9 protein-coding genes and 1 pseudogene are annotated in these 13,973 nt (G+C 46.8%); 8 read left to right on the forward strand and 2 right to left on the reverse strand.

The window, feature by feature from the left end:
* Positions 1 to 1,125 (reverse strand): site-specific integrase (locus Q3C19_RS17025; RefSeq protein WP_302730949.1); only part of this gene is annotated, 1,125 nt, incomplete at its 3' end.
* 199 nt (positions 1,126 to 1,324) lie between these two features.
* Complete coding sequence (locus Q3C19_RS17030; protein ID WP_277122762.1) at positions 1,325 to 1,858, reverse strand: hypothetical protein; 534 nt, start codon at positions 1,856 to 1,858, stop codon at positions 1,325 to 1,327.
* A 200-nt stretch (positions 1,859 to 2,058) separates the two neighbouring features.
* Here Q3C19_RS17030 and Q3C19_RS17035 point away from each other — a divergent pair, with 200 nt between their 5' ends.
* The 8 genes and pseudogenes from Q3C19_RS17035 to Q3C19_RS17070 form a co-directional block, all read left to right on the forward strand.
* A complete protein-coding gene (locus Q3C19_RS17035) occupies positions 2,059 to 3,192 on the forward strand; it encodes an efflux RND transporter periplasmic adaptor subunit (protein WP_302730952.1) in 1,134 nt (377 codons plus the stop codon).
* Between the two features lie 4 nt (positions 3,193 to 3,196).
* Positions 3,197 to 6,337, forward strand: a pseudogene (locus tag Q3C19_RS17040) (efflux RND transporter permease subunit).
* A complete protein-coding gene (locus tag Q3C19_RS17045) occupies positions 6,334 to 7,707 on the forward strand; it encodes an efflux transporter outer membrane subunit (RefSeq protein WP_302730954.1) in 1,374 nt (457 codons plus the stop codon). Before Q3C19_RS17040 ends, Q3C19_RS17045 begins: the two are co-directional and overlap by 4 nt.
* A 506-nt stretch (positions 7,708 to 8,213) precedes the next feature.
* The gene (locus Q3C19_RS17050) at positions 8,214 to 9,197 is read left to right on the forward strand and encodes a GntR family transcriptional regulator (protein ID WP_277122770.1); all 984 of its coding nucleotides are present in this window, start codon (positions 8,214 to 8,216) and stop codon (positions 9,195 to 9,197) included.
* 88 nt (positions 9,198 to 9,285) lie between these two features.
* Positions 9,286 to 11,061 carry an L-fucose isomerase gene (gene fucI, locus Q3C19_RS17055; protein ID WP_302730957.1) on the forward strand — a complete coding sequence of 592 codons (1,776 nt, stop codon included), beginning with the start codon at positions 9,286 to 9,288 and terminating at the stop codon, positions 11,059 to 11,061.
* Between the two features lie 39 nt (positions 11,062 to 11,100).
* Positions 11,101 to 11,739: a class II aldolase/adducin family protein gene (locus Q3C19_RS17060; protein ID WP_302730961.1), complete on the forward strand. Its 639-nt coding sequence runs from the start codon at positions 11,101 to 11,103 to the stop codon at positions 11,737 to 11,739.
* A gap of 9 nt (positions 11,740 to 11,748) precedes the next feature.
* A complete protein-coding gene (locus Q3C19_RS17065; RefSeq protein WP_071149492.1) occupies positions 11,749 to 13,182 on the forward strand; it encodes a rhamnulokinase family protein in 1,434 nt (477 codons plus the stop codon).
* Between the two features lie 152 nt (positions 13,183 to 13,334).
* A partial coding sequence (locus tag Q3C19_RS17070) for an IclR family transcriptional regulator (RefSeq protein WP_302730959.1) occupies positions 13,335 to 13,973 on the forward strand: 639 nt, incomplete at its 3' end.

Below are 13,973 nucleotides of genomic sequence, written 5' to 3' on the forward strand. Positions count from 1 at the left end.
GGTCGTCTTGATGTTAGTGTGACCCAAAACACGGCTTACGCTCTCTATCGGCATCCCCTTGCAGAGGGCCAGGGTAGCGAATCCATGACGTGAGCAATGAAAGCTGATGTCCTTATTCACACCGCATTCCCGTATCATCTTCTTCAACGGCTTGCAGATGGACCAATAGTTCAGGTTGGGGAACACGAGGTTGTTTTCTTGGAACGGTCGGTAACGCTCAATTATCTGCAACGGTATGTCCAGCAGCTTCACTTGAAACGGTACGCCCGTCTTATGCCGCTTGGAGATAATCCACTTCTCGCCGTTCACCTCCACGATGCGGTCGTTGGTCAGTTCCTTGATGTCCACGAAAGAAAGGGCGGTGAAGCTCGCAAACACGAACAGGTCACGGATATATGCCAGTTTCGGATCTGAGAACTCGTGCGTCATCACCACCTTCAACTCATCCTCCGTCAGAAACTCACGCTCCTTGACATTCGGGCTGATGTGGAATTGCGCAAACGGGTTTCTCGGTATCAGTCCGTTGAAGTGCGCACGCATCACCACGCCTTTCAGCCACATGCACTTTTCCCATATCGTGTCGTTGCGTAATCCCGCTTCCGTGGCGAGATAGACCGCAAACTCCTTGATGAAGTCGGGAGTAAGTTCCAGCATAGACATATCGCTGCGCTTGTAGAATGACTTGATGAATGCCGCCACATAGTTCCTTGCCACTACCCTTGACTGATAGGTCGCCAGCTTCCTGTCCTTGCCGACACGCTTCTTGAACACCTCGTTCTCACGGTCGAAGGCTTTGAGCAGCGTTTCATACTCGCCGCCTATGCCTTGATAGGCGTTGCGCACCATTTCTGCCGTCACAAACGCCTCACGGTCGGATATGCGCTGGTAGTGCTTGATGATTTGCGCCTTGATGTTGTCAAGCGCAAGGTTCGTTTCCCTTGCTTCCACGCTCTTGCCTTTGGCACGGTTGCCCTTTGCATCCCAAAGCTCCTTTGCGATGCTCCGCTTGCAACTGAACTGCGCCACCGTTCCGTTGATTGTAACCCGTCCCATGATGGGGACAATTCCATTCTTCTCCTTGCTGCCGTTCGCATAGAACAGCACGCGAAATGTGCTCCTTGTCATACTCGTTCTTTTTTGGTTGCAAAACTATAAATCAACGAGTTAAACCTTGACAAGCAAACCTACGCAGAGCGGCGCAAACGGAACGGTAACTGTTAAATCTGCATTTCTGACGGGTAACGATTAGGAAACCGTTCTCTTTCTCCAATCCGCTTTGAAACGCTTTTCAACCCTTTTCCTAACTTCCGTGATTTTCTCCTAACTACCTAATTATCAATTTTAAATTCGCATTTCTGCCTAAATTTGGCGGATATTTCATGGATTTGAAGTAAAGTTGTGCCAGTTCCTGCCGATAGTAATGAGTCTGTGTGCTGAGTGTGTCTTTCAGCAGACATAACTGGTTCTCAAGAAGAGCATTATCCTGAGCAGAGAAGATACGGATGGGAATGGTCTGACGTTCGGTCATTCGGTTTAGTGGACCTGGACGTAAGTTTTTTAGCGATTCGCAGGCAAATTCAAAGGTAATGAACAGGCACCATGCACGTAGGTCAGAGTTGAAGTTTGTCATTTTCAGAGTCATGGTGTCTAAAATGTCGAGGTAGGCTGGTGCTTTCATTTCACACGACTGGTTCCCTAAAGATATGTTCACACTGCCGTTTGATACTAATAGGAATATACGGCTATTTTCGATGAGACGATTCTCCAGCTTATAGAAGTTGGCAGGAGAAACTAAAAGTACCTGTCCGCTGATATAGCAGTCAGGCGAAAATAGCAGAGATAGTTCTTTTTGTGTCATTGTCTGTTTCAAAAGCGTTGGTTATGTTGCGAAAATACAGAAAAATGTCTGTTAACGACAAATTTAGACGTCAAATAGACATATGGATTCCTAACAAAATCTAATAAGGGGTGTTTTGGACAAATCTTTGTTCCAAATTGCCAAAAAGCTCGTTGATATTGCCTATAATTTTGCTCGAAAAATAACAAATTTGAGTAAAAATGAAGGTGAAAAGAGTAATTTTATTAGGTGTATGTTGCATGACCGTTTTGTCGGGATGCCGGCAGAACTTACAGCAACAGGGAAAACAAGATTATCCGTTAATGACATTGAAACCCGAGGACAGAGAACTCTCTGTCAGCTATTCGGCTGTGATCGAAGGTAAGCAGGATGTAGAGATTCGCCCGCAGGTTTCAGGAACCATTACACAGGTATTGGTGAAAGAAGGAGCACAAGTACACAAAGGGCAAGTATTGTTTGTTATTGATCAGGTACCTTACAAAGCAGCTTTACAAAAGGCAAAAGCGGCTGTAGCTACGGCACAGGCCAGTGAAGCCACTGCTAAACAGACGTTGGAAGGAAAACAGTTGTTGTTTAATGACAAAGTTATTTCAGACTTTGAGCTTCGTACGGCACAGAACGATTATCAAAGTGCCAAAGCACTGCTGGAACAGGCGCAGGCTGAGTTGACAGATGCCGAAAACAATCTTTCTTATACAGAAGTAAAAAATCCGGTTGACGGTTATGCGGGTATGACGTCCTACCGTATCGGTGCGTTGGTAAGCGCCTCCATGAGCGACCCTTTGATTCGTGTATCGGACAATTCGGAAATGTACGTCTATTTCTCGCTAAGTGAAAAACAGGTTTTGAGTCTGACAGCACAATACGGTTCGTTGGACAGCACGTTGGCCTCATTTCCCGAAGTTTCTCTACAACTGAATGACGGTTCGGTGTACGAGCAGAAAGGAAAAGTAGATGTCATCAGTGGCATTATCGACAAAACAACCGGAACAGTCAGTTTGAGGGCGGTATTCGATAATAAAGGCAAACGTCTGATGAGTGGTGGATCAGCCAGTGTGGTTATTCCTTATGAGCGGAAGCAATGCATCGTTATCCCGCAGGGAGGAACATACGAAATACAGGATCGGATTTTTGCCTATAAAGTAGTAGACGGAAAAGCTGTTTCGACCCCGATTGAAGTATTCGAGATAAACGATGGAAAAGAATATATTGTAGAAAGCGGACTGAGCGAAGGCGATGTGATTGTGTCCGAGGGTGCCGGCTTGCTGAAGGACGGCACTGTAGTAAGTGCATCGGCTACGCCACAGGCAAACGAAACAAATATGGAGGGCTGACATAATGAAACTACAGCATTTTATAGACCGGCCGATTCTCTCCATGGTGATTTCGGTCGTAATTCTGGTGGCCGGACTTATCGGACTCTATGCCTTGTCGGTTGAACAATATCCGGATATTGCTCCACCTACTATCCGTGTATCTACTACATATAGTGGTGCCAATGCCGAAGCTGTGCAGAAGAGTGTGATCGTACCTCTGGAAGAAGCCATCAACGGCGTTGAGAACATGACTTATATGACTTCTACAGCCAGCAATACGGGTAGTGCTGAAATTACAGTCTACTTCAAGCAGGGAAGCGATCCGGATATGGCGGCTGTCAACGTGCAGAACAAAGTTTCTACTGCCACTTCTTTGTTGCCGGCCGAAGTAACCAAAGTAGGCGTAACTACCATGAAGCGTCAGAGCAGTATGCTGAAAATCTTTGGTTTGTATAGCCCGAACGGGACGTATGACGAAACTTTCCTGACTAATTATCTGAGTATAAACGTTAAACCGCAGTTGCAGCGTATCTCGGGTGTAGGCGAAGTAAACGTGATGGGTGGTGACTATGCCATGCGTATCTGGCTGAAACCTGAAGTGATGGCTCAGTATGAGTTGGAACCAAGCGATGTGGAGTCTGCCTTGTCCAGTCAGAACATTGAAGCTTCGACCGGTTCTATCGGCGAGGATTCCAAGAATGTCTACCAGTATACATTGAAGTATCGTGGACGTCTGGAGAAGGAACAAGAATTCGAAGAGATTGTCATTAAGGCACTGGACGACGGTCGGGTACTGAAACTGAAAGACATTGCTACCGTAGAACTGGGTGCACAGAGTTATTCGTATACCGGTAGTGTAAACGGAGCTCCGGGCAGTACGTGTATGATCAATCAGACGGCCGGAACCAATGCCAATGAGATCATCATGGAGATAGACAAGTTTCTGGAAGAACTGAAAGAAACGTTGCCCGAAGACGTGGAAGTTGTGGAACTGATGAGTACCAAGAATTTCCTTGATGCTTCTATCAACGAAGTAATCAAGACTTTGATTGAAGCTATCATACTGGTTGTGTTGGTTGTATATGTCTTCCTCCAGAATCCGCGTTCTACGCTGATCCCTACCGTCAGTATCTTTGTCTCGCTGATAGGTACGTTTGCGGTGCTTTACATAGCAGGATTCAGTATCAATCTGCTTACGCTGTTTGCATTGGTGTTGGCCATCGGTACGATTGTCGACGACGCCATCATTGTGGTCGAAGCTGTGCAGGTAAGGTTCGACGAGGGTTACCGTTCGCCATACAGAGCCTCTATCGATGCCATGAGTGGCATTTCTTCGGCTATTGTTACTTCGACTCTGGTGTTTATGGCAGTGTTTGTTCCGGTGTCGTTTATGGGTGGTACGTCAGGAGTGTTCTATACTCAGTTCGGTATCACGATGGCTGTGGCGGTAGGTATTTCGGCCATCAATGCCTTGACGCTTTCGCCTGCCCTTTGTGCTTTGATTCTTCGTCCGAACGAAATTCTGGTCGACGGTAAGAAACCGGAATTCTCGACCCGCTTCCGTCTGGCATTCGATTCGGCTTTCAAGCGCATTGTGTTGAAATATAAATCCGGAGCCAAATTCTTTATTAAAAGAAAATGGCTGGCATGGACTTCGTTTGCGGCTGCGGTCCTGTTATTGTTCTATTTTATGGGAACAACCAAGACCAGTCTGGTACCTTCGGAGGATACCGGCTCTATATTTGTCAGCTTGGATGCTCCTGCAGGAAGTACGTTGGCCGAGACGGCAAGTATTATGGAAAAGGTGGAGAAAGAGTTGAAGGAAATTCCGCAGATAGCGAACTTCAACAAGGTGGCAGGTTTTGGAATGGGTTCGGGTAGCGGTGCTTCGCATGGTATGTTTATTGTGAAGCTGAAGCACTGGGACGAACGCCCGGGCAAGGAAAACAGTGTAGATGCTATTTCGGCTGAAATCTATCGGCGTACGGCTCACATAAAGAATGCGAATATCTTTGTGTTCTCGCCGCCAATGATTTCAGGTTACGGAACGGGTAACAGTTTCGAACTGTATTTGCAGGACCGTTCGGGTAAGGGTATTGATGCTTTGAGCCAGGTAACAGATAATTTCCTGCTAGAACTGAACAAACGTCCGGAAATCCAGATGGCTTATACTTCTTTCAGTGCACGCTTCCCGCAATATCGTGTCGACGTGGATGAGGCATAATGTCAGCGGGCCGGTATTACAACAGAACACGTCCTGTCCGTTCTGTCTGGCTATTTCGGTAGCATTTATGCTTCCAATTTCAATCGTTTCACGAAGCTGTACAGGGTTATCATACAGGCACCGTCGGACAGCCGTAAGACGATGCAGTCGCTCGACAATATTTATGTGAAGACATCGGATGGCATGGCACCGGTCAGCCAGTTTGTGACGCTGACCAAGACATACGGTGCCGAGTCGCTGACGCGTTTCAACATGTTCTCGTCTATCAATGTACAGGGTATGCCTGCCAGCGGATACAGTTCGGGCGATGTCATCAATGCGGTGAAAGAAGTGGCTGCGCAGACGCTTCCTACAGGTTACGGTTACGAGTTTTCGGGCATGACACGCGAGGAAGAGCAGATGGCCAACTCGCACGACACGGTCATCATCTATGGTGTCTGCATTCTGTTCATCTATCTGATACTTTGTGCTCTGTACGAAAGTCTGTTTATCCCGATGGCTGTTATTCTGTCCGTACCTTTCGGACTGATGGGAAGTTTCCTGTTCGCCCGCCTGTGGGGGATTGAGAACAACATCTATTTGCAGACAGGGTTGATTATGCTGATCGGACTCTTGTCGAAGACAGCTATCCTGCTGACCGAATATGCTACCGAGCGGCGTAAGGAAGGCATGTCGCTGTCGCAGGCTGCCATCTCGGCTGCCGGTGTACGTTTGAGGCCTATCCTGATGACGGCACTGACCATGATATTCGGTCTGCTTCCGCTGATGTTTGCTTCGGGTGTAGGAGCCAATGGTAATACTTCGCTGGGCGTAGGTGCCGTAGGAGGCATGCTGATAGGTACGGTAGCGCTGTTGTTTGTAACACCTGCTTTTTTCATTACTTTCCAGTATTTGGAAGAACGGGTTATGGGTAAACGAAAAGAAGACAGAAAATTATGAAAAAGATAGTTTATATAATAATGTGTATGGCAATGCTGAGCAGTTGCCACATTTACCGCAATTACCAACGTCCCGACAACCTGCCGGTAGACAGCCTGTTCAGGGATGTTGATATGGCGGCCGGAGAAGATTCCGTCAGTTTCGGTGATCTGCCTTGGCAGGAGGTTTTTCAGGATCCTCTGTTGCAGGAGCTGATACGTTTCGGGTTGGAAAACAATACAGATATGCAGACCGCATGGTTGCGCTTAGACCAGGCAAAGGCACAACTCAGAGCTGCCAACCTGTCGTTCTTGCCTTCGCTTACTTTGTCACCTCAAGGCACACTGACTAGCAGCGATGGAGGCAAGGCGGTGAAAACGTACGAGCTGCCTGTCCAGGCAAGTTGGGAAGTAGACCTGTTTGGCAACCTGCGCAATGCCCGGAAAGGCACTCAGGCCACTTTGTTTCAGCAGCAGGCCTATCAGCAAGCAGTCCGCTCCGATCTGATTGCTACCATTGCCAATGATTATTATTCGCTTCTGATGCTGGACGAGCAGATAGCCATCAGCTCGTCTACGCTGGAAGTGTGGAAAGAACAGGTACGTCTGCTCGAATCCAAATTGAAAGTCGGTGAGGAGACTGAGAATGCCGTTACGCAGGCACGTGCCAGCTTGTACGAGCTGGAGGCTACCCACAACGATTTGCTTCGTCAGCAGCGCGAAGCCGAGAATACGCTTTGCACTTTGCTGGGTATTACTTCGCGCACCATCGAACGGAGCTCGCTGAAGGAACAGCAGTTCCCCGATACGTTTCAGACGGGTGTGCCTCTGCGGTTGCTGTCCAGACGCCCCGATGTCGTGCAGGCGGAGATGACGTTGGCCAATGCGTATTACACGACCAACCAGTCGCGTTCGGCTTTCTATCCTAATCTGACACTTTCGGGTAGTGCCGGTTGGACCAATTCTTTAGGTCAGGCAGTGACCAATCCGGGTGGTTGGATTCTGTCGGCCGTGGCATCGTTGGCTCAACCCATCTTCAACCGTGGCAAGCTGATTTCCAATCTGCGTGTCTCCAAGGACGAAGAACAAATAGCTTTGCTTAATTACAAACAGACATTGCTCGATGCCGGACAGGAAGTGAACGATGCTTTGTATGCTGTAAGTTCGGCACAGCGCAGTCTGGAGAGTCATCAGAAGCAATGCCGCGAATTGGAACGCACCGTGCAGACTGCTGGAGCTTTGTATCGGACGGGCAATGCCACTTATCTGGAATTGCTGACGGCGCGTCAGTCGCTATTGAGTGCACGTCTGAATGTTGTTTCGGACAGTTTTTCCCAGTGTCAGTATATGATCAGTCTGTACAATGCATTGGGAGGCGGGGCGACTGACTGATAGATAGATGTTTTTTTGCGATTTGATAGATGTTTAGTTGCCCATGCAGTAGCCAGATTCGGTCTACTCTCTTCTTCATTATACCTCTAATAATATAAAAGAATCACTACTGGTATGGGTTTTGAGAGGGATATGTCGTGAAGACATATCCCTCTTTTTCTATCAGTACCGATCAGGTAATCTGTCTGATGAATGAATCGTACTTGCATGGCTTGCGAGTCGTGTAAGTATGGCTTGTGGTGAAACGACTTAAGGGCTCTGTTTTTTCCTCAGTTAGGAAAAAATTATTCTCCAGTTAGGAAAATATTTTTTCCTAACTATGCAAAAAAGTCCTATTGCTATCGTTGACTGCATTTGCCGAAAACATTGCGCCAATCTGGCTTTTTTATGTGAATATGTTGTATAACACCATCCTGAGTCTCGTTTTCTTTGCAAAAAATACTTTCCTTTGTATCAGTATAGTTCAGCACAGCTGTAATGCCTGTGCTTTAAGTAGAAAAAACACCGTGGAAAGCAACACATTCGGACAACAGTCAAGTAAAGTAACGCAGCTGGCCGACCGTATCAGCCAGGCTATTTCGATGCGTGAGTTTTTGGAAGGAGACTCTTTGCCTTCCATCAACGAACTGAGCCGTCGGTATGGGGTTTCGCGTGATACTGTATTCAAGGCTTTCCAGGATTTAAGGGAACGGGGACTGATTGACTCAACGCCCCGCAAAGGTTATTTTGTTACGAGTCAGGTTACAAACGTATTGCTTTTGCTCGACCAATATACACCTTTTAAAGAAACGCTGTACAACAGTTTTGTGAGTCATCTTCCACTCAATTATAAAGTAGATTTGTTGTTTCATCAGTATAACGAGCACCTCTTCAATACCATTGTCCGTGAATCTGTGGGCAAGTACAACAAGTATGTAGTGATGAACTTCGACAACGAGAAATTCAGCAAGGCATTGCATAAAATCAATCCTGCCAGGCTGTTATTGCTCGATTTCGGTAAGTTCGATAAGGAGAAGTACTCGTATGTCTGCCAGGATTTTGACGAATCGTTCTATCGTGCTTTGGACAGTCTGAAAGACCGGTTGACCCGTTATCGGAAATTTGTCTTTTTGTTTCCGCGTACGCTGAAACATCCGCAGAGCAGCAAGGATTACTTTGTGCGTTTTTGTCAGGCAAACCGTCTGGAGTGCACGATCGAAGACGATGTAGACAATCTGCAGGTTGAAGCGCAAACGGCTTATTTGGCCATCAAACAACAGGATGTGGTTAAGGTAGTGAAACAGGGCAGGCTAGAGGGATTGAAGTGTGGAAAGGACTTCGGACTGCTGGCCTATAACGATATTCCTTCGTACGAAGTAATCGACGAAGGAATTACTGCACTGACCATCGACTGGCATAAGATGGGCGATGAGGTGGCACATTTTGTTCTCAATAACACGACAGTGCAGGAGTACCTCCCGACGGAGGTAAGGCTGCGATGTTCCTTATAATTTTTTTATCCGGGTATCAGCACAGATCAGTATAGATAATCTTTAATAAAATACATATTAATTTATTCTACTCATTATAATCAGAATTATGAAAAAGTATCCTAAAATCGGTATTCGTCCCACCATTGACGGTCGTCAGGGCGGAGTTCGTGAGAGTCTGGAAGAAAAGACTATGAATCTGGCTAAAGCTGTAGCCCAGCTTATCAGCAGCAACTTGAAAAACGGAGATGGTAGTCCGGTAGAGTGTGTGATTGCCGACGGAACCATTGGTCGGGTAGCCGAAAGCGCGGCTTGTGCCGAAAAGTTCGAGCGTGAAGGAGTAGGTTCTACCATCACTGTCACTTCGTGCTGGTGTTATGGCGCTGAAACAATGGACATGAATCCTTATTATCCGAAAGCTGTATGGGGATTTAACGGTACCGAACGTCCCGGAGCAGTTTATCTGGCAGCCGTACTGGCCGGACATGCTCAGAAAGGTTTACCGGCTTTTGGCATATACGGACACGATGTACAGGATCTGGACGATAACAGCATACCGGCCGATGTAGCCGAAAAGATTCTTCGTTTTGCCCGTGCGGCACAGGCTGTGGCCACGATGCGTGGCAAGTCTTACCTGTCTATGGGTAGTGTATCTATGGGAATCGCAGGTTCGATTGTCAATCCGGATTTCTTCCAGGAGTATTTGGGCATGCGCAACGAATCAGTGGACTTGACTGAAATCATCCGCCGCATGACAGAAGGTATTTACGATCCTGAAGAGTATGCCAAGGCAATGGCCTGGACCGAGAAATACTGTAAGGTAAACGAAGGAGAAGACTTCAAAAACCGTCCCGAGAAGCGCAAGACTCGCGAGCAGAAAGATGCCGACTGGGAGTTTGTGGTGAAAATGATGATTATCATGCGCGACCTGATGACAGGTAATCCTCGTCTGAAAGAACTGGGATTCAAGGAAGAGGCATTGGGCCACAACGCCATAGCAGCCGGTTTCCAGGGACAGCGTCAGTGGACAGATTTTTATCCCAATGGTGACTATCCCGAAGCATTGCTCAACACATCTTTCGACTGGAACGGCATTCGCGAAGCTTTTGTCGTAGCTACTGAAAATGATGCCTGCAACGGTGTAGCTATGCTGTTCGGACACTTGCTGACCAATCGTGCTCAGATATTCTCGGACGTACGTACCTATTGGAGCCCCGAAGCTGTAAAACGTGTAACAGGTAAGGATCTGACAGGTCTGGCTGCTAACGGTATCATCCATCTGATTAACTCTGGAGCAACTACACTGGACGGCTCAGGACAGTCGGTTGACGAAAATGGCAATCCGGTGATGAAAGAACCGTGGAATATTACAGAAGCTGATGTAGACAACTGTCTGAAAGCAACAACCTGGTATCCGGCAGACCGTGATTACTTCTGTGGCGGAGGTTTCTCTTCGAACTTCTTGTCTAAGGGAGGAATGCCTGTTACGATGATGCGTCTGAATCTGATAAAAGGTCTTGGTCCTGTGCTGCAGATAGCCGAAGGATGGACGGTGACCATTGATCCTGAAATCCATGAGAAGCTGAACATGCGTACCGACCCGACATGGCCTACTACTTGGTTTGTGCCGCGTTTGTGCGATAAACCGGCTTTCAAAGACGTATATTCGGTAATGAACAATTGGGGAGCTAATCATGGTGCCATCAGTTATGGCCATATCGGTCAGGATCTTATTACGCTGGCTTCGATGTTGCGTATACCGGTTTGCATGCATAATGTGGAAGATGACCAGATTTTCCGTCCTGCCGCATGGAATGCTTTCGGCATGGATAAGGAAGGTGCCGACTATCGGGCTTGTGCTACTTATGGACCTATTTATAAATAAACTCAGATAGCAGAATTTGAAAAAAGAATATTCATTATGATGATAACAGAAGAACATATTCAGGAATTTATTTCGCAGGCTCACCGTTGTGGTGATGCCCGGTTGACTATATGTAGTAGTGGTAACTTGTCGTGGCGCATTGGCGAACAGGCATTGATTTCAGGAACCGGCTCGTGGGTTCCTTCTCTTCGCAGAGAGAATGTGGCTATTTGCAATATTGCCGACGGTCAGTCGCTGAACGGAGTGAAACCATCGATGGAGAGCGGTTTTCATTTGGGTATCCTTCGCGAGCGTCCGGATGTGAATGTGGTTTTGCATTTCCAGTCAGAGTATGCTACGGTGATAGCCTGTATGAAGAACCGACCGACAAACTTCAATGTAACGGCAGAAATTCCCTGCCATGTAGGAACGGAAATTCCTGTTGTGCCTTATTATCGTCCGGGTTCGAAAGAACTTGCTGCCGGAGTGGTAGAGGCGATGCGCAACCATAATTCAGTATTGTTGGCCAAACATGGTCAGGTGGTATGTGGCAAAGACTTTGATGAGGCTTTCGAACGTGCCATGTTCTTTGAGATGGCGTGCCGCATTATGGTACAGTCGGGTGGGGCGTACGATGTACTTACTCCTACCGAAATAGACGATCTGGAAACGTACGTGCTGGGCAAGAAAACCAAATAGTATGACATTATGAAAGAAACTGTAGTTAAGAATACTTATCTGGCAGTTGATTTTGGAGGAGGAAGCGGGCGAGTCATTGCCGGCTTCCTCGTTCACGGAAAACTGAAGATGGAGGAAATATACCGTTTTCCTAACCGTCAGGTACGTATGGGGAAGCATGTGTATTGGGATTTTCCGGCTCTTTTCGAAGAGATGAAGAACGGGCTGAAAGAAGCTGCCCGACGGGGCTACTCGGTTAGTGGAATCGGTATAGATACCTGGGGAGTTGATTTTGGTCTGATCGATAAAAACGGAAATCTGTTGGGAAATCCGGTCTGCTATCGTGACGAGCGTACACAAGGGATGCCAGAGAAAGTTTTCCGTCTGTTGGAACCAGGTGAACATTATCGAGTAACCGGTACACAGGTAATGCCGATTAATACTCTTTTCCAATTGTACAGTATGAAGGAAGCTAGTGACCCGCAACTGGATGTAGCCGATAAACTGCTATTTATGCCAGACTTGTTCAGCTATTTCCTGACTGGTACGGCTAATACGGAATATACCATTGCTTCTACTTCCGAGTTGTTGGATGCGCGTTGCCGCTGCTGGTCGTCGGATACCATTCGTGCGGTGGGGCTTCCGGAACATCTGTTCGGAGAGATTGTTTTTCCGGGGCATGTGCGTGGTCGTTTGACGGAAGAAGTAGCCCGCGAAACAGGCTTGGGAGCTGTTGACGTGATTGCAGTAGGTTCGCACGACACTGCTAGTGCTGTAGCTGCGGCACTGGTGACAAACGAAACAGTGGCATATCTCAGTTCGGGTACCTGGTCATTGCTGGGAGTAGAACTGGATAGACCAGTTCTGACGGAAGGAGCCCGAATGGCGCAGTTTACGAACGAAGGAGGTGTAGGAAATCGCATTTGCTTCCTTCAAAACATTACGGGTTTATGGATTTTGCAACGCCTGATGTCAGAATGGAAATTGCGGGGAGAAGAGCAAACTTATGATGAGCTTATTCCGCAAGCTGAAAAAGCTGTTACCGATGCGTTCATACCGGTAGATGATGATCGTTTTATGAATCCTGCCAGTATGGAAGCCGCCATTTTGGATTACTGCCGTCAGCAGAATTTCCGGTTACCGCAGAGTAAAGCAGAACTGGTGAAGTGTGTGTTGCAGTCGCTGGCTGCCAAGTACCGGCAGGCGGTAGATCGTCTGAATGGTTTCTTGTCTGTACCGATTTCTCGACTGAACATCATTGGCGGTGGATCGCAAAACCGCTTGCTCAATCAGTTAACCGCCGATGCACTGGGTATTCCTGTTCAGACTGGTCCCGTAGAGGCAACAGCTATAGGCAATATTCTTACGCAGGCAATGGCAAAAGGTGAATTGTCCGGCATGGATGAATTGCGAAGAATCGTTGCTGATAGTTTTGAGGTGCAGATGTTTTATCCGCGCAGTTGATTGTAACAGTTTGAGGAAAAAACATACAGATCAAAACGAAATAAAAAACGCGACTAAAAAACTGGCTAAAATTTTGTTTTATTTCGATGAGATATTTATATTTATTTCCGAAGTGAAACATTATTTCAAATACGGAAAACATGTGTCCAAATATGGAAAATCAGGACTCTAACTACAAAGTACCTAACCTTGAAAAAGGTTTGGCGGTATTGGAATATCTCTCATACAGCTTTAAAGGAAAAACGCTGCAGGAGGTAAAGGAAGATCTTGAAATTTCCCAAACTACAACTTATCGTATATTGAATACAATGGTACGTTTGGAGTATCTGATATACGATGAGGATTCCCGTCGTTATAAACTTTCGCGCAAATTGTTGACACTGGGTTTCCGTGCTTTGAACGAACATCAGCTGCTTGAGACCGTTTATCCTCATTTGCGCAATCTGCGTGATTGTGTGAAAGAAACGGTGTGCTTTGGAGTGATGGGAGAAGAAAAAGGAATATTTATAGATCAGGCGCAAGGACTTCACGCCTTTAGTTTTACACTTTCTCCAGGAAAACCTTTTGAGTTGCATTGTTCGGCACCGGGTAAGGCAATTATGGCTTATCTGCCTAACAATGTCAGAGACCGTTATCTGTCCTATATGGATTTTAAGCAGTATAATGAACGGACAATAACCTCCCGTGAAGATTATCTGAAAGAATTAGAAGAGGTACTGCAAAAAGGATATGCGATGGATAATGAGGAAGAATTGTCGGGAGTGATTTGTATCGGTGCGCCTATTTTTAAT

This window comes from Bacteroides sp. ET489, assembly GCF_030518095.1.
Classification (GTDB): Bacteria; Bacteroidota; Bacteroidia; order Bacteroidales; family Bacteroidaceae; genus Bacteroides; species Bacteroides ndongoniae.

Coding starts and splice junctions, on each gene's coding strand:
- Q3C19_RS17030 (WP_277122762.1), bottom strand. CDS start 1,858: ATGACACAAAAAGAACTATCTCTGCTATTTTCGCCTGACTGCTATATC.
- Q3C19_RS17035 (WP_302730952.1), top strand. CDS start 2,059: ATGAAGGTGAAAAGAGTAATTTTATTAGGTGTATGTTGCATGACCGTT.
- Q3C19_RS17045 (WP_302730954.1), top strand. CDS start 6,334: ATGAAAAAGATAGTTTATATAATAATGTGTATGGCAATGCTGAGCAGT.
- fucI (WP_302730957.1), top strand. CDS start 9,286: ATGAAAAAGTATCCTAAAATCGGTATTCGTCCCACCATTGACGGTCGT.
- Q3C19_RS17060 (WP_302730961.1), top strand. CDS start 11,101: ATGATAACAGAAGAACATATTCAGGAATTTATTTCGCAGGCTCACCGT.
- Q3C19_RS17065 (WP_071149492.1), top strand. CDS start 11,749: ATGAAAGAAACTGTAGTTAAGAATACTTATCTGGCAGTTGATTTTGGA.